The organism is Bradyrhizobium manausense, assembly GCF_018129685.1.
Classification (GTDB): domain Bacteria; phylum Pseudomonadota; class Alphaproteobacteria; order Rhizobiales; family Xanthobacteraceae; genus Bradyrhizobium; species Bradyrhizobium manausense_D.
In genome coordinates, this window is sequence record NZ_JAFCLG010000001.1 from 358,016 (window position 1) to 378,846 (window position 20,831).

Consider the following 20,831-nt stretch of genomic DNA (forward strand, 5'->3'; position numbering starts at 1 on the left):
TGTTGGCTCCATTTTGCCTTGCAGAAATCGGAAATAAAGGCGAAAAATCGTAAGTCTCTTTTCCGCAATGAGGAAGAATGGACCGGCTGCTCCAGCTCGAGGTGTTTTCGAAGACGGCCGAGCTCGGCAGCCTGTCCAAGGCCGCCGAAATCTTGCGGATGTCGAACGCGGCGGCGAGCCGGCACCTCAGCGCGCTGGAAGAGCGGCTCGCGGTCCGGCTGATCGAGCGCAACACCCGCCGGCAGTGGCTGACCGAGGCCGGCCAGGAGCTGCTGCAGCGTTGCAGCACGCTTCTGAACGAGCTTGCCGAAGCCGAAGACGCCGTCAGCGATCGCGCGCTGTCGCCCAAGGGCATGCTGCGCGTCACCAGCTCGCTGTCCTTTGCGATGATCTACATGGCGCCGATGCTGCCGGCCTTTCGCAAGCTCTATCCGAAGCTCGACGTCCAGATCATCGCCGCCAATCGCTATCCTGATTTCATCGAGGCCGGCATCGACGTTGCGATCCGCACGCGGGAACAGGAGCCCGACTCCAACATCATCATCCGCCGCATCGGACAGATGCGCCGCGTGCTGGCGGCCGCGCCATCCTATCTGGAGACGCACGGCACGCCTGCGCATCCCGCCGATCTCGCGCGGCACGACATGCTGGTCTACAACCTCGCCAACGATCCCTATTCGCTGCGATTGAGCAAAGGCGGCACGACGCAGACCGTCCGTATCGCGCCGACACTCGACAGCAATGACGGCCAGATCATCTGCGGCGCTGCGCGCGCGGGCCTCGGCGTCCTGATCCAGCCGCTTTACATCGTCCAAAGCGACATCGCCTCCGGCAAGCTCGTGCCTGTTCTGACGGATTGGGAGCTGCCGCTACTCACGATGAACGTCGCGTACCAGAACCGCGTCCGGCTGCCGGCGAAAATCAGGGTGTTTTCGGACTTTCTGGTCGACCACATCCGCGCGCAGTCCGATGCCGGGATCTGGATCGAGGCGGCCTGATCAATGCTCTTCCGATCGGCCTTGCGCCCGTGCGCGGCCGATCGACGATCTCGACCGGGGAGTCACGCGCTCTTCCTGCGGGGCAGTGATCCTGAACGTATCGGCTTCGCGCTGTTCTTTCCGGACCTTGCGCGCGCTTTTCAGGGCGCGCTTGATGAAGGGATGGGGCGAGTCGTCGGCGAAGAACAGCACCACCTCGCAGCTGGGACATTGTCTGGAATAGCCGTCCTGCAGCCGTCCCGCCCGATCGCGAAACATCGTCTTGCAGCGCGTGCACTGGATCTGGACGGAACTCATGCGCTGACAACGATGAACACTGGAAATCGGCGGCCAAGGTGAGCCGAATGTCTGAAGAAAGCCTGAAGGCCAGCCGCTATTGCTTGGCAGCCATCGCATCCAGGCAGTGATTGACAAAGTCGGCCCGATCCCGCGGCAGCACCTTCACCAGATCCGCTTTCTGGGCGCATTCGCGCTGACGGATCTGCTCGGCGCGGCGCTTCTCGGCGGCCTCGCGGTATTCCGGCGCAACCTTGCTGGGATCGACGAGCGCCTGGGATCTGGCAGGCGAGGTGAAGAGCAGCGCGACGGCTGCGACAGCAATCATGACCTGTTTCAAATGAGCCCTCCGTAAAAAGGCCCACTTTAGCTCCGGGGGACGGGTGGCTCAATGGCGCGTCCGACAGATCGCGTAGCCGGTCAAACCGGCGGCGCAGCCCGTCCCAACGACGTCACTTCGGAGCGTGGTCGATCTTGTGCCCCAAATGCCCGGTGTCGTGATCGCGACGCAACTGGCTCAGCGAGGTCTCGTTCAGCTGATGCAGGACTTCACTGAGTGTTGTCGTATCCGGATAGCCGGCAGCAAACCCCTTGCCGTAGATCTTGCGCAAGGTACCGACCAGCGTATTGCCGTGCTTCTTGCTGATTGCGCCATCCTTATCCCGATGGCGACCATCCAGGCCCGGTTCCTTCATGAGGCACTCCCTGTGCGGCGTCTGCGCGCCTCGCCGAAGGGTGCGCTCAAATCAGTTGATTGGCAACGACGTCGCGACAACCCCGCACTCCCGGGCGCTGGGATCTCATTTCGATTACAACGCCAATGGCGCGAAGCGGCTAGGCTGCCTGCTCCTCAAATGACGTGTACACCCGGCCCTGAGGATCGACGATCTGGACATCCCGGCATCCGTCCGCGATCAACTCGCGGGCCTTTTTCAGCGCGGCGGCGAGTGACTCCCGCTTGAGGTTGACGACGCCTGCCGTGTCGAAACCGGTGATTTCAAACATGCCGTTCCTCCCGTTTGGTCGAATCCTACACCTTTCCGGCGGGTTGTCTTCTGGCTTTTTGGAGCGGGAACGACGGAACAGGGGACAGGATTAGCGCGGTGCAGCGAAGAAGCGCCGCTCGCGCGATTGATCGCGCTGAAGTGACACCGGTCCCGTAATCGGCCGGGGTTCGAGGGAAGGCCAGGCGGCCCCGCCGCTAACCTGGAATTAATCCAAAACGCCCACAATTTGAGGCAGTTGTGTAAGTGAGTGCTGCGTAAGGGAGGCGTCGCGACGACGTTCCGGCGACGGCCTCCTTTTGCTCGCTCATGAGGTCGATGCGCATGACCACGACATCCGAAACGCTGGGCTTTGCCGAGCACCTCGACGCCGCAGCCCTTGCAGCGGCAGCATCCGAAAATCACGCCGAAGCCCTGGAGGCTCCAGCGCCGCTCAAGCGCTCCAGCCGAAAATCGGTTGTTGCCTTCGCGATATGTGCGCTCGCGATCAACGGCGCAGCGGCCGTCTATACATCGCCGTATGAGCTTCCCTCGCCGGACCTCAGCAACCTGGCCTCGCTGTTTCCGCGCCAGGAAGAGCCGGCGCCGAAGCCGGATCCTGTTGTCGCCGCCCTGAAGGAGATTCAGTCGCAGCAGCAGCAGCAGCAGGCCGCGCTGCAGGAGATCAGCTCCTCCTTGCAGCAAAACACGGCCCTGCGTCAGCAGGACTCGACGACGCTCCTGTCGCTCCGACAGAGCATTACGGAGGAGCGGGGCGACGTGAAGAAGATCTCGCCGCAGCTCTCGACGCTGATCGCGAAGATCGACTCGCTGCAAAATGCAATGTCGTCGGAATTCACCTCATCGATCCCGAGAATGAACGCGCGCGATCGGCTGTTGTTGCGCAAGCGGATTGCCCGGCAGCCGAAACCGAGCGCGCCCGTGTCGATTGGACCCGTGTCGATCGGGGGCGCCCCGCTGACGGCGCCGGCGACGGTTGCGGGGCCGGAGAGCTGAAAACGGTGCAAGCGAAGCGCCGAAAGCTCCCGCGAGCGGCGGGCTCCTACATGGAGGTACTACTGAGGGATCCACAGGGCTGATGAGTTAGCACGTGTTCGTGCAAGTCTTCGAGCACGTGCCCATTCCAGCATTGATGGTGCTTTTGGGAGTAGGCAAGCAGGACCATGAGGCCTACAGCCAACACAACGCATCCGGTCACGAAATTCTGCATCATGCACTCCAGAAGCAAACTGTGAGTGGCAACCCTGCAGACATCTTACAGCAGCATGCTGCGATTAGGGATACAAAATCCACCGTGCGACGGCGTCACGGGTGACGGTCAGGCCGGGTGTCCCGGCAGAGCAGGGGCGTCTGTTTGGCTTGGTGAGCGCGCTGGGGCTCGAACCCAGGACCCCGTGATTAAAAGTCACGTGCTCTACCGGCTGAGCTACGCGCTCCCATGGCCGCTGATGGCGTGAGAGAGTGCCATCGTCTTCGGACATTCGAGAAGCATGTCTTGCCGCGACGCCTGGACTTGCGTCGCGGGGAAAACCGGCTGTTTCCGGATCATGCTTTCGGCCCGCGCTGTGTAGGGGGATGGGGCGCCAAGGTCAATAGCGGGCGTGGCTGCCAAAACACGCGGCAGGGGCAGGGATTGTCTCGCTGTTTCCGGCGCTTACACCGGGGTTTTGAACTGAATTGGCGAGCCGTCATCCACGTCCGACGACCCCATGTCTTTTAATCACGGGGTCGCGGGCGGCCGGGCTCGGCCATCAGTTCGCTTCCGGCCGCACCACCTCGCTCGGCACCGGCTGCACGTTGCCTGGTGTCGGCAGGGCAACGGGGCGCAGGCCGATCAGTTCGGCGGTGCGAATCGCGCTGTCGCGCCAGAACTGGAACGAGTTGATGCGGCTGAGCTCGAGGATCGCGATCGCGACCGCGGCCAGGAACGGCAGGCTCTGCAGCACCAGGACGCCGGCGAAGATGTAGATCTCGGTGATCTGGCGGAAGCTGTTGGAGGCGATCAGCACGCCGGAGCCGATCAGGAGCAGGGCGCCGATCACGGCCTCCCAGAACGCCTGGAACTCAATCGACATCCTGGACAGGCCGCCCTTGGAGGTGCGCGCGAACGCGATGTGCTCGGTGATCAGGCCTTGCGCCACCGCGCGCGACACCGTCCATTGCACACTCATCGCGGCGATCATGGCGCCCAGCATCTGGCCGGGTTTGATCGCGACGCGGGCGCGGTACATCGACAGGAAGTGCACGAGCGAGACGACGAAAGCGCCAATGATCGGCAGCGTCAGGATCCTGTCGGGGATGGCGATGTCGGCGAACGCCACGATCGGAACCCAGACGAGGTTGAGCAGCGCCACGACGACGCCAAGGCTTTCGGCGCCCAGCCAGTTGAGCCAGCCCAGGCCATATTCGCGCTTCTGGTCGGGCGTCAGCCGGCTCTTGCCCGGCAGGAATTGGCGCCAGTGCTTCTTGACGATCTGCAGGCCGCCATAGGCCCAGCGGTGACGTTGCTTCTTGAACGCCTCGTAGGTGTCGGGCAGCAGCCCCTTGCCATAGCGCGTGTTGGTGTAGTGGGTGGTCCAGCCGAGTTCCTGGATCGCAAGGCCGAGATCCGAATCCTCGCAGATCGTGTCGGACGACCAGCCGCCGGCCATGTCCATCGCAGCGCGACGGATCAGGCACATCGTGCCGTGCACGATCACGGCGTTGAGCTCGTTGCGCTGGACCATGCCGATGTCGAAGAAGCCGGCATATTCGCCGTTCATGATGTAGTGCATGATCGATAGATCGCCGTCGCGATGCTCCTGCGGGGCCTGCACGAGGCCGACGCGCGGATCGGCGAACGCGGGCACGAGGTCCTTCAGCCAGTCGGGCTCGACGACATAGTCGGCATCGAGGATGCCGATGATTTCGGCATCCACGGCGGTGCGGTCCATGGCAATGCGCAGCGCGCCGGCCTTGAAACCCTGCACCTTCTCGGCGTTGATGAACTTGAAGCGTTCACCGAGCGCGCGGCAGTGGTCCTGGATCGGCTGCCAGAACGCCGGATCCGGCGTGTTGTTGATGATGACAACGCATTCGTAGTTGGGATAGTCGAGCCGCGACAGCGCATCGAGCGTCTGCTTGAGCATCTCGACCGGCTCGTAATAGGCGGGGATGTGGATCGAGACCTTTGGGTAGTAATTGTCAGGCACGTTCGCGATCGGCTTGCCCTTGGTGAGCAGCCGCTGCGGCGGCCGGCCCAGCGCGACGGCCGCGATCTCGTCGATGCGAGCCATCGCGATGAGGACGAGCGGAACAAGCAGGATCATGCCGAGCGTCAGCGCGAAAGCCGAGCCGAAGATGAAATAGTGCCCGTTCCAGAACGCGAACACGGTCGCGGCCCAGGCGCCGACGCCGTTGGCGGTGGCCGACAGCAGGAACGCCTGTTTGGCGGTCGGCTGCTGCAGCCGCAGGATCGGTAGCGACAGCAGAATGCCGACCAGCAGCGCGATTGCCATCAGCTTCCAATAGTCGGGATTCTCGACCGGGCCGGTCCAGGCGAATTTCGGCTCGCGGCTGGCGTTGAGGATGCCCCAGTAAGGACCGACGCCGCCTTCGAAATACTTCCAGGGCTGATCGATCGCTTCGACGATGTTGTATTCCATTCCGAGCGCTTCGGCGCGGCTGACGAAGTTGCGCAGGGTCAGCGCCTGTTGGAACGGACCGGGGTCGGCATTGCGCAAATTGTAGCCGGCGCTCGGCCAGCCGAATTCGGCGATGACGATGCGCTTGCCCGGGAACTGGTTGCGCAAGAGGTTGTAGCGGTCGACCGCCTGGTCGACGGCCTGGTCCGAGCGGAAGTTTTCCCAATAGGGAAGAACGTGGGCGGCGATGAAATCGACATTGGAGGCGAGGTCCGGATTGTCGCGCCAGATGTTCCAGATCTCGCCGGTGGTGACGGGCACACGGACCGCGCTCTTCACCTTCTTGATCATCTCGATGAGGTCTTCGACCTTTTGCTCACCGCGGTAGATCACCTCGTTGCCGACGACGACGCCGTTGACGTTGCTGTTCTTGCGGGCCAGCTCGATCGCGGCTTTGATCTCGCGCTCGTTGCGGTCCGGGTCCTTGTCGATCCACGCGCCGACGGTAACCTTCAGGCCGAACTCGGCGGCGATCGGCGGTACCAGTTCGACACCGCCGGTCGACGAATAGAGGCGGATCGCGCGCGTCATCGTCGACAGCGTCTTCAGGTCCGAGCGGATTTTCTCGATGCTCGGGATGTTGTCGATATCGGGGTGGGCCGAGCCTTCGAACGGTGCGTAGGAGACGCTTGGCAACAGGCCCTTGAAATCAGGCGCGGGTTCCTTGTCGCGCAGGACTCCCCATAGGCCGGCGTGAAGCACGGACACGAGCAACAGAACGGCGGCGACAACGCGCATCGCGGCTAAACCAAAAGGGGCTGAGGAGGCAGGGAAGCGGATCCGACCCCGAGATCCGACCAAGTCCGCGGCAAATGGAGCATACCTCTGCCGCGCGGTTTCTCAACTGTCATGGCCTCATGTCCTTATCAGGGCATGGCCTTTTTCGGTCAACGCACGGCAGTGCCGTCAGCAGATATCGCCGATCGTTCCTGAACGAAGGCTGAAACGTTCGCGGCTATTTCTGGGGCGCCGGTGACGGACTCGCCGCAGGTGCCGGGCTCGTGGCCGGCTGGGGCGCCGGCGCGGCGCTGCCGTTGGTCTGTGCCGGCGGCTGGGATGCGGCCGCAGCCTGCTGCGGCTGGGCAGCCGGGTTGATCCAACAAGCGTGCACACGACTGTCCAGCGTCTCGGCGATCTTGGGATCGATCTGGGCACCGAAGCGGGTCAGGCAGCGGAACGCGGCCTGGATGTGACCGCCGGGGCAGCCGAAACGGTCGTAGAGGTCGAGATGGCGGAAGGCGGTATCGAGGTCATCCCGCCACATCAGCCGTACCACGCGCCGGCCGAGCCAGACGCATTCGGGGTTTCCGGCCGGGCCGTTGATAACCTGGGCGGCCTCGGCGAATTCGTCGGTGCGGCGCTGGCTCTGAGCGGCGTCCTTGGCGGCAGCGTCGGCGGGCTGGGCGGCGGTCTTGCCCTGGTCGGGGGCAGGAGTCCCGCTCTGGGCGGAGGCGCCGCCGAGGCCGGCGAGAAGGACAAGGGAGGAAACGGCCAAAGTGGCGGCGAACTGCCGCAGGACCGCATTTCGTAACTCGAACACCCGTCGCCGCATGAATTCCCCAATGTCTCAGCCATCCGCCCGCGCGGGAGGACCTCGCGGACACCACCGTGATGGGGTCCAAATGGGTCTCCAATGCGGCAGAAAAGTCCCGCGGAATCCCATGGCCTGTATTTGGATTTTTGTCCAGCAAAGTCACAATCCTAGGACGCGGTCGAACTGCCGCAGTCCAATTGGTCGGGGAGAGGACCTGTCCGACCTCGGTCACCCCCTTGGCAGATGGCGTGCGAGCAGGTAATCGACGGACCCTTCGCGGAGGACGGAACCGATTTCACTTCGTACGCCACTGGCGCTCCTGCTCGTTTCCCTGGGTGCGATTGCTGCCGTGTGGTGGTGGCTTGCCACGCCGATCACGCTTGCGCGCGCCCCCATCGATCCCAATGACAAGGTCCAGTGCGTCTCCTACGCGCCGTTCCGCGGCGAGCAGACGCCGCTCAACGCATGGACCCATATCGAGGCCGACCAGATCGAGAAGGATCTGCGCCAGCTCAAAGAGATCACCGACTGTGTCCGCACCTACTCCATTGAGAATGGGCTCGACCAGGTGCCGGCGGTGGCGACCAAGGTCGGCGGGCTGAAGGTGATCCAGGGCATCTGGCTTGGCAGCAACCGCGCCAAGAACTTTGCGCAGGTGGCGACCGCGGTCCGCCTCACCAAGGAATTCCCCGCCACCATCTCCGCGCTCGTCGTCGGCAACGAGGTGTTGCTGCGCGGCGAGATGACGACGCAGGACCTCACCGCGATCATCCGCTCGGTGAAGGCGCAGGTCACGGTGCCCGTGACCTATGCCGACGTCTGGGAGTATTGGCTGAAGAACCGCGAGGTCTATGAGTCCGTCGACTTCGTCACCATCCACATTCTGCCTTACTGGGAGGATGTCCCTGTCAAGGCGAAATTCGCCTCATCCCATGTCGAGACGATCCGCGAGCGCATGGCGGTGGCGTTTCCCGACAAGGAGATTCTGATCGGTGAGACCGGCTGGCCGAGCGAAGGCCGCATGCGCGAGGGCGCGCTGCCGTCACGCACCAACCAGGCGCGAGTCGTCTCGGAGATCCTGGCACTCGCAAAGGCGCAGAAGTTTCGGGTCAACCTGATCGAGGCCTACGACCAGCCGTGGAAGCGGCGGCTCGAAGGCACTGTGGGGGGCTATTGGGGCCTGCTCGATTCCGTGCAGCGCCAGCTGAAATATCCGCCGGGTCAGCCGATCAGCAATTTCCCTTACTGGAAATGGTACATGGGATCAGGCATGGGGCTGAGCGTTCTCGTGTTCGCGGTCGCCGGCATCACGCTGCGCCGCCGGCCCTGGACGCCGCGCTTCTCGGCCTGGCTTGCCGTCGGTATCTCCGCGACGTCGGCGGGCATTCTGCTCGGGATTGCCGCCGACAAGATGTATTACGAGAGTTACGGCTGGGGCGGATGGCTGCAATGGGGCGTATTGCTGCTCGCCGGCATCTTCTCTCCGATCTTCTGCGCCCAGGCGCTCGTCATCGGCCGCAACCTGCCGAGTTTCCTCGACCTGCTCGGACCGCGCGAGGGACGGAAATGGTCGAAGCTCTCGGCGGTGCTTGGCCTGACCCTGGCGGTGACGGCGGTGATCGCAGCCGAGACAGCGCTCGGCTTCGTGTTCGACCCGCGCTACCGCGACTTCCCATATGCCTCGCTGACGATGGCGGTGGTGCCGTTCGCGCTGCTGATGCTGAACCGGCCGCAGATCGGCGTGCGCCCGATCGCGGAAGCCGTGTTCGCAGGGCTGCTGGCGCTATCGGCTGTTTATGTGATCCTGAACGAGGGCCGCGAGAACTGGCAGGCGATGTGGACCTGCGCGATCTATCTGTTGTTCGCGCTTACGCTGTGGCGGGCGCGGGCCGAGCAAAGCCAAGGATGAGCAGGCCGATCGCAAGGCCCGCCAGCACGATGTTGTAAAGCACGATGCCAAGGCCGGCCGCGACCACGCCGAGCGTCAGCAGCACGATCGAGGGCCGCATCAGGTTCAGCGTCGCGATCACAAGCGCGACGATGCCGAACACCGAGTTCTTGAACAGCGACGTCGACACTGAGCGCGCTTTGCAGATCACGGTCTGCAAGCCGGCGTCGCATGCGAGCGCCACCGTCGAGAACTCGATCGCGAGATAGCGCACATAGAGCGCCCAGCCGACGGTGACGAAACCGACGACGATGAGAAACTGGACCTGATAAGGCGTGAGGCGAAACGGCTTCTTTGTCATGCGGCGCAATATGGTCGGGATGTCAGGTGGGAGCAACAGGGGTGCACGGATTTTTGCACTACGGCCGCTGCTGCATTGTTCGTCGGCAGGACGAGGCGCCGAAGCCGTAGCGATACGGAATTGCGATAACACCGACCTTGCCTCAGATTTGCCTCGACGCGCGGGCGTGACTGCTGATTCGATCAGGATCAGATCATGTCGCTCAAGAACGCGACTACGAGGACACGAGCGGGGACGGCGATGACTGAGGCGTTGCAGATCAATTTTGCGCTTTGGGGCATGATCATTTGCGCGGCAATCAAGATCAGCCATATGGTCGCCGCCTTCTGACGGCGCGGCATGGCGTCCGACGAGGGGGCGTTCGCGTCGTCAATTTCAATCAAAAGCTCTGATTGTCCTAGCGTCTGAAGAACGACGATAGCGTCGATCCCGCGGACGCCGTTTCCGGCTTGGCTGCGGGCGCGGCAGGCTGCGGTGCGGGGGCGGCCTCTTCGCGCCTTGACGAGCGCTTGGAGGAATAGCCGCGACGGTGCTTGTCCGGCTTCGCGGCGGGCCCCGGCGCCGGGGCGGTTTCGGCTTGCGGCACCTGGTCCTGATTTTTCTCGGAACTCTTGTCCTGACTCTTATCCTGGTTCTTGTCTTGACTCTTGTCTTGGCCCTTGTCCGAGCCTCCGCGCATCGACAGGCGCTGGCCGTCGAACACGGTTGTCTCGCAATGGCGGTCATTCTCGGCAAGGCCTGCGCAGAGTCTGGCAGCGGCCGCCGCATTGACCAGCGGGCCGGCGCCGAGGCGAAGCTGCATGCCGAGGCCGTTATTGCCTTCCTTGATCATGATGATCGGCCGAAGTGCGGCGATCTCCGGATTGGATTTGGACAGGCCGCGCCAGAGTGCGCGCAGGCCGTCGACCGAATTCGCACTGCCGAGGTCGATGGCAAAGCGTGTCTGCTGGACCGTGATCGCAGAGGACTCAGGCTCGGTCGTCTCCTGCGGCTTGGCCGATGCGGCGGCGATCTCGGTCGGGGCCGGCTCGGGCTTCTTCTCGGCGGTCTCGGTTTGGACCAGTTTTGACGCGGCCGGATCAGGCGGCGCCATGATCGATTTGGAAGCGACGAGCGGAACGGTCGGCAGCGCCGCAGGCGGGGGCGGTGACTGCGGCATGAGCGACGAGCCCGCCGCCGTCTGCGGCGGCGGGCTCGACTGATCCTTTGCAGCCTCTTTCGAACCGTCCTTGATCAACGCGTCCTTGTTCGCACTTTCCTTGGGCTCCCTGCCAGGGCTCACGCGCGGCTTGTCGACCAGCGCGGCCGCAGTCGAGGAGACGGGTGCGACCTCAGGTGCCGGCTGCGCGGCGGCGACGGACGCGTCCTGCGGCTTCGAGGCCGGCGCCTGTTGCGATGTCGCGTTCTGCTTGGCGATGGCGCCAGTGACGGAATCAAGCCCTTGCTCGAGTACGCTCACGCGCGAATACAGCCGGTCGCGATCGCTGTTCAGGGTCTCGATGGCGGAGGCGAGGCGGCGGGCTTCGAGCTGGCTTTCCTTGGTCAACACCTGCAGCCGGTCGGACTGGCGTGCGAGATCGGCAGCGGCGACCTGGTCGCGCCGCCAGCCGAGCTGGGCCTGATTGGCCATGACGGCAACCACGACGGCACCGACGGCGGCCACGCCCCATGAGCCCAGTCGCCACAGCATACGTCGATCGAGGGCGTTTTCCTCGGCCAAAAGTCCGGAGAACAGCCCGCCGGTCTCCTTGTCGCCGAAGGCATCCGCCAGTGGGTCGGAATCCTTTGCCATGAACGTTGAGTGCCCAGCCCTGTCTGGCGTCCCCGAATCAATCAAGGAACATTAACAGGAAAACCCACTCGCACTTGAATTCCGGGCGTTTGCGGGGGTAGCAAGGCAACGGCTTGTCGCCCGTCGATGTGACGATCGATTCGGCCATATTTGACAGGATTGCGATGACCGCCCGCTCAAGCCTCACGATCGTGCTCGCCGCCGGCGAAGGCACGCGCATGCGATCCAGCCTGCCGAAAGTGTTGCATCCCGTCGCACATCAGACGCTGCTGGCCCATGTGCTCGGCGCCGCGCCGAGTGGAACCGGCACCACTCTTGCGGTCGTGATCGGTCCCGATCACCAGGCGGTCGCCGACGAGGCAAAACGCATTCGCCCCGACGCGCTCATCTTCGTGCAGCGCGAACGGCTTGGCACGGCGCATGCCGTGCTTGCGGCGCGAGAGGCCATCGCGCGCGGTGCGGACGATGTTCTGATCGCGTTCGGCGACACGCCGCTGATCTCGGCCCAAACCTTCGCACGGCTGCGCGCGCCACTCGCGAGCGGTGCGGCGATCGCCGCGCTCGGCTTCCGCGCGGCGGATCCGACCGGCTACGGCCGCTTCATCGTCGAGGGCAATCGCCTGGTCGCGATCCGTGAGCACGCCGATGCCAGCGCCGAGGAGCGCAGGATCGATCTGTGCAATGCCGGCGTGATGGCGATCGATGGGCGCCGCGCGCTCGCGATCCTCGACAAGATCGGCAATGCAAATTCCAAAGGCGAGTTTTATCTGACCGACGCGGTCGGCCTGACCAACGACAATGGATGGGAGTCCGTGGTGATCGAGACCAGCGAGGACGAAGTGCGCGGCATCAACACCAAGGCCCAGCTCGCGGAAGCAGAAGCCGTCATGCAGGCGCGGCTGCGCAAGGCCGCAATGGAGGCCGGCGTCACGTTGATCGCCCCGGAAACCGTCTTTCTCGCCGCCGACACCGTGTTCGGCAAGGACGTCACCATCGAGCCGTTCGTGGTGATTGGCCCCGGCGTGTCGATCGCCGACGGCACCGTGATCCACTCCTTCTCGCACATCGTCGAGACCACGCTCGGCAAGAAGGTCTCGATCGGCCCATACGCGCGGCTGCGGCCAGGCACTTCGCTGGGCGACGGCGCGCGGATCGGCAATTTCGTCGAGACCAAGGCCGCGACGCTGGAGGCCGGCGTCAAGGTCAACCATCTGTCTTACATCGGGGACGCCACCGTCGGCGCCAATTCCAACATCGGTGCCGGCACCATCACCTGCAATTACGATGGCTTCAAGAAGCACAAGACGGTGATCGGGCAGGGCGCCTTCGTCGGCACCAACTCGTCACTCGTCGCGCCCGTGAAGATCGGCAACGGCGCCTATATCGGCTCGGGCTCGGTGATCACACGCGACGTGCCCGATGATGCGATGGCGCTGGAGCGCAACCAGCAGACCATCAGGGAAGGCGGCGCGGCGCGCTATCGCGAGATGAAGACGGGCGGCAAGAAAACTGAAAAGTAGTCTGGGGCATGGGCGGCCGAATGCCGCCCGCTCGGCGTTGCCTTAGTGCTTGCCTTGGTCCTGGCGGGTAGGGACTTTCGCTAGTCGTCGTCGGCGACTTCCGAGAACATCGCGCGCATCAGGCGCCAGCCACGTGACCTGGCGCGCTTTGCTGGTTCGCCGGCAGCCTGCGTGACGAGGACAGGCTTGCTTTCCTTGCCTCGCTCCATGGCGCGCTGAGGCGGCGGCCAATGCGCAAGATGCGTTCCGGTGGTTTCGCTGGCGCTCACCGACAGCGATGACAAACCTCTACGGTCGGACGAGCCTTTCATGGCTTGAATCCTCCTGACCCGCAAATCGTTGGTCAAACTTATTGACAATGAGTTAATAAAGCCGTCCGCATCGACGCAGGTGCTTGCGGCCGTCGGACGCTGTCGCAATCGGTCATAATTATTGAGTATCTGGTTCCTTAGGAACTTGGCTAAAAACCGAGCGCGTCGTTTAGGCGATTTTTCGACGATTTGGGGGATATTGATCCGCATGTGCGGGATTGTCGGCATTCTCGGGCGCGAGCCGGTTGCAGAGCAATTGGTGGACTCGCTCAAACGTCTTGAATATCGCGGCTACGATTCCGCGGGCGTCGCCACGCTTGAGGGCAAGCATATCGAGCGCCGGCGCGCCGAGGGCAAGCTGAAGAATCTCGAGAAGCGGCTGGAAGCCGAGCCGCTGAAGGGCACGACCGGCATCGGCCATACCCGCTGGGCCACGCATGGCAAGCCGACCGTCAATAACGCCCATCCGCATGCGACCGATCGGGTTGCGGTGGTCCACAACGGCATCATCGAGAATTTCCGCGAGCTGCGCGAAGAGCTCGAGAAGAAGGGCGCGGTGTTTCAGACCGAGACCGACACCGAGATCGTGCTGCACCTCGTCGACGATCTCCTGGCGCGGGGCAACAAGCCGGTCGAAGCGGTGAAGCTGGCGCTGACACGGCTGCGCGGCGCCTTTGCCCTCGGCTTCATCTTCGCCGGCGACGGCGACCTCATGATCGGCGCCCGCAACGGCCCGCCGCTGGCGATCGGCTATGGCGACGGCGAGATGTATCTCGGCTCGGACGCGATTGCGCTTGGTCCATTCACCGATACGATCAGCTATCTCGAGGACGGCGACTGGGCCGTGCTGACCCGCAAGAGCGCCACGATCTTCGATAAGGACGGCCACGCCGTCCAGCGCGACAAGATCAAGCACGCCGCCTCGACCTCGCTGGTCGACAAGGCCAACTACCGCCACTTCATGGCCAAGGAGATCCACGAGCAGCCGGAAGTGGTCGGCCACACCCTGGCGCGCTATGTCGACATGGCGACCGAGCGCGTGTCGCTGCCGGTCAAGCTGCCGTTCGACTTCAAGGACATCCAGCGCATCAACATCACGGCCTGCGGCACCGCGAGCTACGCCGGCATCGTTGCAAAGTACTGGTTCGAGCGCTTTGCGCGTGTGCCGGTCGAGGTCGATGTCGCCTCCGAATTCCGCTACCGCGAAGCGCCCTTGCGCAAGGGCGATCTTGCGGTCTTCATCTCGCAATCCGGCGAGACCGCCGACACGCTCGCGGCGCTGCGCTATGCCAAGGCGGAGGGCGCGCACACGATTGCCGTGGTCAACGTGCCGACTTCGACGATCGCGCGCGAAAGCGAGACCGTGCTGCAGACGCTCGCCGGCCCCGAGATCGGCGTTGCCTCGACCAAGGCTTTCACTTGTCAGCTCATGGTGCTGGCCAATCTCGCCATCGCGGCCGGCAAGGCCCGCGGTGTCTTGTCCGATGAGGACGAGACCAAGCTGGTCCACGGCCTCGTCGAGATTCCGCGTCTCATGTCGGACGCGCTCACCACCGAGCCCCAGATCGAGAAGCTCGCGCAGCGCATCGCCAAGTCGCGCGATGTACTCTATCTCGGCCGCGGCACCAGCTTCCCGCTGGCGCTCGAAGGCGCGTTGAAGCTGAAGGAAATCTCCTACATTCACGCCGAAGGCTACGCTGCCGGCGAGCTGAAACACGGCCCGATCGCGCTGATCGACGAGACCATGCCCGTCGTGGTGATCGCGCCCTACGACCGCGTGTTCGAAAAGACCGTCTCCAACATGCAGGAGGTCGCCGCCCGCGGCGGCAACATCATCCTGATGACCGACGCCAAGGGGGCAGCCGAGGCAACGGTGAATTCGCTCGTCACCATCGTCATGCCTGACATGGCCGCGGCGTTCACGCCGATGGTCTACGCCGTCCCTGTGCAACTGCTCGCCTATCATACGGCGGTGGTCATGGGCACGGACGTCGATCAGCCGCGCAATCTCGCGAAATCAGTGACGGTGGAATAGGCAGAACGGATCAGGTCGCGCTCTTCCAAAACCTGCTAGAAGCTCCTAGCTTGGACGAAGCGACTGACCTGGAACCCGAATGACCACCCGCGACGACGCGCCTGCGCCTCTTGATCCCGCCCCGGAACCTCATACCGGCCTGATGGGCCGTTTTCGCAATTATTTCCTGACCGGACTGATCGTTACCGGACCGATTGCGATCACGCTGTATCTGGTCTGGTGGTTCGTCACCTGGGTCGACGGCGTGGTGCGGCCATTCGTTCCACTGGCCTATCGGCCGGAAACCTACTTGCCCTATGGCGTTCCCGGCTGGGGACTGATTGTCGCTTTCTTCACGCTGACACTGGTCGGCTTCCTTGCCGCCAACCTGATCGGCCGCACGTTGGTTGATGTCGGCGAGACCTTCCTCGGCCGGATTCCGGCGGTGCGCGCGATTTATCGCGGCCTGAAGCAGGTTTTCGAGACCTTGTTCTCGGGCAAGGGTTCGAGCTTCCGAAAAGTGGGTCTCGTGGAGTTTCCATCGCCCGGCATGTGGTCGATCGTGCTGATCTCGCAATCGCCGAATGAAGAGGTTTCGCGAAGCCTGCCGGGGCAGGAGGAACATGTCTCGGTGTTTCTGCCGTGCTCGCCGAACCCGACCACCGGCTTCTTCTTCTACGTGCCCAAGAGCAAGATCGTCGAGGTCGACCTCAGCGCCGAGGATGCCGCGACGCTGATCATGTCCGCCGGCGTGGTGCAGCCTGGCGTGGCGCCGGATCCGAAGAAAGCCGCCGCGCTTGCCGGCATGGCCAATGCCGCGCGCATTGCCAATGCCTCCACGCTCCAGCCCGAGGCTGCGAAGGCGGAGTAGGGCCATTCCCGCGCGGGATGGCCTGATGTCACGCGGGCCTTCGCATCGTCTGCTATTGTCTGTTTCGAACCGAGCGTAGCTCGGAATTCGAACTGGAGCGCTCCGATGTCAAAGACCATTGCAATCCTCGCACCCGGCGCGATGGGCAGCGCCGTGGCGCGCCGTCTGGGCGAGAACGGTGCGCGCGTGCTGACGTCGTTGAAAGGGCGAAGCGAGGCGACGCTGAAGCGGGCCGCGGATGCCGGAATGGTCGGTGCCGAGGACGATGCGATCGCGGAGGCCGACATCATCCTCTCGATCGTGCCGCCGGGCGAGGCCGTGGCGCTGGCTGAGCGGCTCGCTGCCCTGATCGTGAAGCGCACCAAGAAGCCGATCGTGGTCGATTGCAACGCCGTCAATGTCGACACGGTGAAGCGGATCGAGGACATCATCGGATCGGCGCAGGCGCCCTTCGTCGACGGCGGCATCATCGGCTTCCCGCCGCAGCCGGGCGGCAAGAGTCCGGCCTTCTACGTCTCCGGCGAGCACGCCGGGGATGTCGCGATGCTGAAGGATTTCGGGATCGACCTGCGCATCGTCGAGGGGCCGGTCGGTGCGGCCTCCGCGCTCAAAATGTCCTATGCCGGCATCGTCAAGGGGCTCGCCGGGATCGGCTCGGCCATGGTCGTCGCGGCAACGAAGGCGGGAGCTGCGGACGCGCTCCGCGACGAGCTCGCGCTCAGCCAGCCCGCGATCCTGGCGCGGCTGGAGGTTGCGCTGCCCGATATGATCCCGAAGGCCTATCGCTGGGTCGCCGAGATGCGGGAGATTTCCGGTTTTCTTGGACCGGATCATCCGGCGAGCCAGATCTACGAAGGCTTTGCCAAATGGTTCGAACATCTGGCCGCTGACGCGAAGGGCGAGGCGGTTGACGCGTCGCTGCTGAAGGCGTTCGCCGCGCGCATGCCACAGAAAAAGGCTTAGGGCGTCGGCCTCGGCCGGAGCTGGACGTAACACACCTGTCGCACTCGCCCTCTATGCGATCCCTCGTCCCCTTGAGGAGCCGAGGAGCCGTCGATGAATCGCAAGGAGCGCCGCGCCGCGGAAAAACTTGGCCGATCTCCAATGCGTTCCGCGGCGGCCGCCGCACCCGGCCGGGCAGCGCCGGACATCGCGTCTTTGCTGGCAGCGGGAGAAACACACTACGGCAGCGGACGGCTTGCCGATGCCGAAGCGTGCAGCCGCGCGATCCTTGCGGCAGCCCCCGAGCATGCCGACGCCTTGTTCTTGCTTGGACGGATCGCGCACGCCGCGGGGCGCCCCGATCTCGCCGTCGATCTTTTCGCTCGCGCCCTGCGTGGCAATGGACGCCATCTTCTCTGCCTGCTCAATCATGCAACCGCGCTGCATGAAATCGGACGGTTTGGCGAGGCGCTGGCCGGCTACGACCGTGCACTCGCGCTCGCGCCGGGGATTGCCGAGATCCACTTCAACCGTGGCATGACGTTGCGGGCGCTCGATCGGACGAGCGACGCGCTCGCGAGCTTCGAGCGCGCGTTCTCGTTGCGATCCGATTTCGCGGAGGCCGTGTGCAACCATGGCGTCACGCTGCTGGCTCTCGGCCGTTTCGAGGCGGCGCTTGCGAGCTGCGACAAGGCGCTGGCCCTGCGGCCGGACTATGTGGAGGCCCTCCACAATCGCGGCGTTGCGCTGTTCTCCCTCAATCGGTTCAACGAGGCGCTTGCGAGCTATGACCGTGCGCTCGCGATCAATCCTGGGCTTGCCGAGACGCACTCTTATCGCGCCACCGTCCTGCAGGCGCTTGGCCAATTCGATGCGGCGCTTGCCGGTTTCGACGCGGCACTGGGGATTCGGCCCGATTATGCCGACGCACTTGATGGCCGCGGCTCGGTCCTGCAGGCGCTGCATCGGCCCGGCGACGCGCTCGCCTTCCATCACCGGGCGCTGCATCTTCGGCCCGACAGTACCGAGGTGCTCAACAATCTCGGCTGCGCGCTGCAGCAGTTGAAGCGCGATGAAGAGGCTGTTGCCTGTCACGACAGGGCGCTGACCTTGCGGCCGGCCTTTGCCGACGCCCTGCACAATCGCGGCGTGGCGCTGCGCCGCTTGAAGCGCCTGGACGAGGCACTGAGGAGCTTCGAGCAAGCGGTTGCAGTCGAACCGGATCACGCCAAGGCGTTCGGCGAGATCGCTTCCATCGTCAACGCGATGTGCGATTTCGAACGTCGAACCGCGCTCGCGGCGGATTTCGCCGCGCGCATCTCCGAGGGGACCGTGGGCGTTTTTCCATTTGCGGCCGTCGGTACTTTCGACGATCCGCTGCTGCAGCGGCGCTGCGCGGAAACGTTCGTCGCAGAGCGTTTTTCCGCGATGCCGCCGCCGATGTGGGGCGGCGGGACCTGGCGGAATGACAGGATCCGGATCGCCTATCTCTCCGCCGACTTTCATCTGCACGCGACGGCGCAACTGATGGCGGAGCTGTTCGAGCGGCATGACCGTGCTCGCTTCGAAGTGATCGCCGTGTCGTACGGAATAGACGACGCAAGCGCGATGCGCGCGCGGCTCGTCGCGGCGTTCGACCGGTTCATCGACGTCAGCGCCATGAGCGACGAAGCGGTCGCGCGTTGCCTGCACGAGATGCAGGTCGACATCGCGGTCGATCTGAAGGGGCACACCGAAGATGCGCGCCCCGGCATTCTGGCCTTCCGGCCCGCACCCATCCAGGTCAACTATCTCGGCTATCCCGGCACGATCGGAGCCTCCTTCATCGACTACATCATTGCCGATCCGATCATAGCGCCTTTCGCGCACCAGCCATTCTACAGCGAACGGATCGTCCAGCTGCCCGACGCCTATCAGGCCAACGACACCAAGCGCGAGATCGCCGAGCTGACGCCGACGCGACAGGAATTGGGCCTTCCGGAGCAGGGGTTCGTGTTCTGCTGCTTCAACCAGAGCTACAAGATTGCGCCTGACATTTTCGCGGTCTGGATGCGCCTGCTCCGGGCCGTTGACGGCAGTGTGCTCTGGCTTTTCCGCGACAACGAATTCGCCGTTGCCAATCTCCGCCGGGCGGCCGAAGCGCATGGCGTCGATCCCGACCGGCTCGTTTTCGCGGGCAGGGTGGCGCCCGCCGATCATCTCGCGCGCTATCGGCTTGCCGACCTCTTCCTCGACACGCTCCCCTACAACGCCCACACGACGGCAAGTGAGGCGTTGTGGGCCGGTCTGCCGGTGGTGACACAGCTGGGCCAGGCATTCGCAGGTCGCGTCGCAGCCAGCCTCGTGAGCTCTGTCGGCCTGCCGGAGCTCGTCACCCATACGATCGGGGACTACGAAGCGCTTGCCCTCCGCCTCGCGACGACGCCCGCTCTGCTCGATGACTTCAGCACCCGGCTCGCGGCGAACCGTCTTACCCATCCGCTGTTCGATGCCGATCGCTTCCGCCGCCACATCGAACAGGCTTATCTCACGATGTGGGAGACCTGGCAGCAGGGCGCCCCACCGCAAAGCTTCGCAGTCGCACCCGGTGCGTGAACTCCCGGGCGCCCGGTGCGTCCAAAAACGTCAGTCCTGCTGACCTTGTGAGAACCCAATCGCGAACCCGTGAGGGGACTTCGTGACCTCAGCCCGATGAAGCATTGCGCGATCCGAAGAAGCCGTTTTCACGCCCGGCGAAGCTCATTCCTGGCGGCCGCGAAGATACCGGGAAATCTGTTCCGACTAATGTCGGCTCCATCAACAATGGGGTCGATTATGAGCAATTCAGTTCGTCAGATCGGTTTCGCCATCGCTTTTGCCGCTTCCGCTTTTGCCGTGTCAACGACGGCGCAAGCCTATACGGCGGAAGCCCAGCAGATGTGCACCAGCGACGCCTTCCGTCTTTGCAGCTCCGAGATCCCGAACATCCCGCGCATCACGGCCTGCATGATCCAACACAAGTCCGAGCTCAGCCCTGGATGCCGTGCGGTCATGGATCGCGACTCCGCGCCGCAGCCGGTCAAGACGGGTCCTGACCTCGAATGAGGACCGCCACGAACTCCGCGATGTCCCGGTCGCTTCTCAAGCGTACGACCGGGACACCAGCATTGTACCGTATGCGTTCTGCCTCGATCACCGGCGCGCGTTCCACATCATAGCGCCAGGCCTCCCGCATCAATTTCCAGTCGAACTGCTCCGGACATCCCGCCGGCAAGTCGGGTCGCGCGGTGTCGCGATGGAAGGCCGAGCGCCAGAGAATGCGCCATTGGCACAGCCAGCGCGGTCGTTCAATGACGACAAGCAGCTCGGCATGCGCAAGCGTGAGATCGAAGGCGAGCCCCGAGAAGCTGCCATCGACGATCCACGCGTCGCTCGCGATCGCCTCAGCGACGCGCGCGCGGAAGCTCGACGTGTCGGACGGCGTCCATCCGGGCCGCCAATATAGCACGTCGAGATGAATGACCGGCAGGCCGAGCTTTCGCCCGAGTCTTCGGGCCAGACGTGTTTTGCCGCTTCCCTGGCTGCCAACGACGATAATCCGGCGCATGCCAGGAGATTTTCACGAAATCGGATGTGGCGAAAGCTTGGGCTTTCTCCT

Annotated in this window: 20 protein-coding genes and 1 tRNA gene; 9 read left to right on the top strand and 12 right to left on the bottom strand. The window is 64.0% G+C overall.

Going from position 1 to position 20,831, the window contains the following annotated elements:
* Positions 1-77: 77 nt before the first annotated feature.
* Entirely contained in the window at positions 78-998 is a 921-nt protein-coding gene (locus JQ621_RS01785; RefSeq protein WP_212232705.1) for a LysR family transcriptional regulator, read from the top strand.
* Here the strand turns inward: JQ621_RS01785 and JQ621_RS01790 are convergent, their stop codons facing one another.
* The 4 genes from JQ621_RS01790 to JQ621_RS01805 form a co-directional block, all read right to left on the bottom strand.
* Positions 999-1,412, bottom strand: a complete 414-nt coding sequence (locus tag JQ621_RS01790; RefSeq protein ID WP_249124585.1) for a Zn-ribbon domain-containing protein — start codon at positions 1,410-1,412, stop codon at positions 999-1,001.
* A complete protein-coding gene (locus tag JQ621_RS01795; protein ID WP_212232706.1) occupies positions 1,372-1,602 on the bottom strand; it encodes a hypothetical protein in 231 nt (76 codons plus the stop codon). The genes JQ621_RS01790 and JQ621_RS01795 overlap by 41 nt, the downstream gene beginning before the upstream one ends.
* A gap of 124 nt (positions 1,603-1,726) precedes the next feature.
* Entirely contained in the window at positions 1,727-1,969 is a 243-nt protein-coding gene (locus JQ621_RS01800; protein WP_212232707.1) for a hypothetical protein, read from the bottom strand.
* 139 nt (positions 1,970-2,108) lie between these two features.
* Positions 2,109-2,279: a hypothetical protein gene (locus JQ621_RS01805; protein ID WP_187436856.1), complete on the bottom strand. Its 171-nt coding sequence runs from the start codon at positions 2,277-2,279 to the stop codon at positions 2,109-2,111.
* A 323-nt stretch (positions 2,280-2,602) separates the two neighbouring features.
* Here JQ621_RS01805 and JQ621_RS01810 point away from each other — a divergent pair, with 323 nt between their 5' ends.
* Entirely contained in the window at positions 2,603-3,274 is a 672-nt protein-coding gene (locus JQ621_RS01810; protein ID WP_312015384.1) for a hypothetical protein, read from the top strand.
* Positions 3,275-3,638: 364 nt separating this feature from the next.
* Here the strand turns inward: JQ621_RS01810 and JQ621_RS01815 are convergent.
* From JQ621_RS01815 to JQ621_RS01825, 3 genes are all read right to left on the bottom strand, one after another.
* Positions 3,639-3,714: transfer RNA gene (locus tag JQ621_RS01815), tRNA-Lys, on the bottom strand.
* Between the two features lie 315 nt (positions 3,715-4,029).
* The gene (locus tag JQ621_RS01820) at positions 4,030-6,699 is read right to left on the bottom strand and encodes a glycosyltransferase (RefSeq protein WP_212232709.1); all 2,670 of its coding nucleotides are present in this window, start codon (positions 6,697-6,699) and stop codon (positions 4,030-4,032) included.
* A 217-nt stretch (positions 6,700-6,916) separates the two neighbouring features.
* Positions 6,917-7,513 (bottom strand): beta-1-3, beta-1-6-glucan biosynthesis protein, encoded by a 597-nt coding sequence (locus JQ621_RS01825; protein ID WP_212232710.1) that lies wholly within the window; start codon positions 7,511-7,513, stop codon positions 6,917-6,919.
* Between the two features lie 331 nt (positions 7,514-7,844).
* On the opposite strand from JQ621_RS01825, the gene JQ621_RS01830 reads away from it, so the two are divergent.
* Positions 7,845-9,404, top strand: coding sequence for a glycoside hydrolase family 17 protein (locus tag JQ621_RS01830; protein ID WP_212232711.1), 1,560 nt, complete (start codon positions 7,845-7,847; stop codon positions 9,402-9,404).
* On the opposite strand, the gene JQ621_RS01835 is transcribed toward JQ621_RS01830, so the two are convergent.
* From JQ621_RS01835 to JQ621_RS01845, 3 genes are all read right to left on the bottom strand, one after another.
* On the bottom strand, positions 9,364-9,744 hold the full coding sequence (locus tag JQ621_RS01835; protein ID WP_212232712.1) for a hypothetical protein: 381 nt from the start codon (positions 9,742-9,744) through the stop codon (positions 9,364-9,366). The genes JQ621_RS01830 and JQ621_RS01835 overlap by 41 nt on opposite strands.
* 188 nt (positions 9,745-9,932) lie before the next feature.
* Positions 9,933-10,127 carry a hypothetical protein gene (locus JQ621_RS01840; RefSeq protein WP_212232713.1) on the bottom strand — a complete coding sequence of 65 codons (195 nt, stop codon included), beginning with the start codon at positions 10,125-10,127 and terminating at the stop codon, positions 9,933-9,935.
* A 14-nt stretch (positions 10,128-10,141) separates the two neighbouring features.
* Positions 10,142-11,536 carry a hypothetical protein gene (locus tag JQ621_RS01845; RefSeq protein WP_212232714.1) on the bottom strand — a complete coding sequence of 465 codons (1,395 nt, stop codon included), beginning with the start codon at positions 11,534-11,536 and terminating at the stop codon, positions 10,142-10,144.
* A gap of 164 nt (positions 11,537-11,700) precedes the next feature.
* Between JQ621_RS01845 and glmU the strand changes: the two genes are divergently transcribed.
* Positions 11,701-13,056 (top strand): bifunctional UDP-N-acetylglucosamine diphosphorylase/glucosamine-1-phosphate N-acetyltransferase GlmU, encoded by a 1,356-nt coding sequence (glmU, locus tag JQ621_RS01850; RefSeq protein WP_212232715.1) that lies wholly within the window; start codon positions 11,701-11,703, stop codon positions 13,054-13,056.
* Positions 13,057-13,136: 80 nt separating this feature from the next.
* Here the strand turns inward: glmU and JQ621_RS01855 are convergent, their stop codons facing one another.
* Positions 13,137-13,367 carry a hypothetical protein gene (locus JQ621_RS01855; protein WP_212233766.1) on the bottom strand — a complete coding sequence of 77 codons (231 nt, stop codon included), beginning with the start codon at positions 13,365-13,367 and terminating at the stop codon, positions 13,137-13,139.
* 208 nt (positions 13,368-13,575) lie between these two features.
* Here JQ621_RS01855 and glmS point away from each other — a divergent pair, with 208 nt between their 5' ends.
* From glmS to JQ621_RS01880, 5 genes are all read left to right on the top strand, one after another.
* Entirely contained in the window at positions 13,576-15,402 is a 1,827-nt protein-coding gene (gene glmS, locus JQ621_RS01860; protein ID WP_212232716.1) for a glutamine--fructose-6-phosphate transaminase (isomerizing), read from the top strand.
* Between the two features lie 79 nt (positions 15,403-15,481).
* A complete protein-coding gene (locus JQ621_RS01865) occupies positions 15,482-16,252 on the top strand; it encodes a DUF502 domain-containing protein (RefSeq protein ID WP_212232717.1) in 771 nt (256 codons plus the stop codon).
* Between the two features lie 105 nt (positions 16,253-16,357).
* Positions 16,358-17,215, top strand: a complete 858-nt coding sequence (locus tag JQ621_RS01870; RefSeq protein ID WP_212232718.1) for an NAD(P)-dependent oxidoreductase — start codon at positions 16,358-16,360, stop codon at positions 17,213-17,215.
* A 93-nt stretch (positions 17,216-17,308) separates the two neighbouring features.
* Positions 17,309-19,789, top strand: coding sequence for a tetratricopeptide repeat protein (locus tag JQ621_RS01875; RefSeq protein WP_212232719.1), 2,481 nt, complete (start codon positions 17,309-17,311; stop codon positions 19,787-19,789).
* A 219-nt stretch (positions 19,790-20,008) separates the two neighbouring features.
* On the top strand, positions 20,009-20,278 hold the full coding sequence (locus tag JQ621_RS01880; RefSeq protein WP_249124586.1) for a hypothetical protein: 270 nt from the start codon (positions 20,009-20,011) through the stop codon (positions 20,276-20,278).
* On the opposite strand, the gene JQ621_RS01885 is transcribed toward JQ621_RS01880, so the two are convergent.
* Positions 20,253-20,780: a P-loop NTPase family protein gene (locus JQ621_RS01885; protein ID WP_212232720.1), complete on the bottom strand. Its 528-nt coding sequence runs from the start codon at positions 20,778-20,780 to the stop codon at positions 20,253-20,255. The two genes, JQ621_RS01880 and JQ621_RS01885, sit on opposite strands and share 26 nt — an antisense overlap.
* Between the last annotated feature and the right edge of the window lie 51 nt (positions 20,781-20,831).

Bases quoted from the DNA above. Each gene is read 5' to 3' on its own strand.
- JQ621_RS01835 (WP_212232712.1), bottom strand. From the start codon at position 9,744: ATGACAAAGAAGCCGTTTCGCCTCACGCCTTATCAGGTCCAGTTTCTC.
- JQ621_RS01885 (WP_212232720.1), bottom strand. From the start codon at position 20,780: ATGCGCCGGATTATCGTCGTTGGCAGCCAGGGAAGCGGCAAAACACGT.
- JQ621_RS01855 (WP_212233766.1), bottom strand. From the start codon at position 13,367: ATGAAAGGCTCGTCCGACCGTAGAGGTTTGTCATCGCTGTCGGTGAGC.
- JQ621_RS01880 (WP_249124586.1), top strand. From the start codon at position 20,009: ATGAGCAATTCAGTTCGTCAGATCGGTTTCGCCATCGCTTTTGCCGCT.
- glmS (WP_212232716.1), top strand. From the start codon at position 13,576: ATGTGCGGGATTGTCGGCATTCTCGGGCGCGAGCCGGTTGCAGAGCAA.
- JQ621_RS01865 (WP_212232717.1), top strand. From the start codon at position 15,482: ATGACCACCCGCGACGACGCGCCTGCGCCTCTTGATCCCGCCCCGGAA.
- JQ621_RS01795 (WP_212232706.1), bottom strand. From the start codon at position 1,602: ATGATTGCTGTCGCAGCCGTCGCGCTGCTCTTCACCTCGCCTGCCAGA.
- JQ621_RS01825 (WP_212232710.1), bottom strand. From the start codon at position 7,513: ATGCGGCGACGGGTGTTCGAGTTACGAAATGCGGTCCTGCGGCAGTTC.
- glmU (WP_212232715.1), top strand. From the start codon at position 11,701: ATGACCGCCCGCTCAAGCCTCACGATCGTGCTCGCCGCCGGCGAAGGC.
- JQ621_RS01870 (WP_212232718.1), top strand. From the start codon at position 16,358: ATGTCAAAGACCATTGCAATCCTCGCACCCGGCGCGATGGGCAGCGCC.
- JQ621_RS01875 (WP_212232719.1), top strand. From the start codon at position 17,309: ATGAATCGCAAGGAGCGCCGCGCCGCGGAAAAACTTGGCCGATCTCCA.
- JQ621_RS01845 (WP_212232714.1), bottom strand. From the start codon at position 11,536: ATGGCAAAGGATTCCGACCCACTGGCGGATGCCTTCGGCGACAAGGAG.
- JQ621_RS01805 (WP_187436856.1), bottom strand. From the start codon at position 2,279: ATGTTTGAAATCACCGGTTTCGACACGGCAGGCGTCGTCAACCTCAAG.
- JQ621_RS01810 (WP_312015384.1), top strand. From the start codon at position 2,603: ATGACCACGACATCCGAAACGCTGGGCTTTGCCGAGCACCTCGACGCC.
- JQ621_RS01820 (WP_212232709.1), bottom strand. From the start codon at position 6,699: ATGCGCGTTGTCGCCGCCGTTCTGTTGCTCGTGTCCGTGCTTCACGCC.
- JQ621_RS01800 (WP_212232707.1), bottom strand. From the start codon at position 1,969: ATGAAGGAACCGGGCCTGGATGGTCGCCATCGGGATAAGGATGGCGCA.
- JQ621_RS01785 (WP_212232705.1), top strand. From the start codon at position 78: ATGGACCGGCTGCTCCAGCTCGAGGTGTTTTCGAAGACGGCCGAGCTC.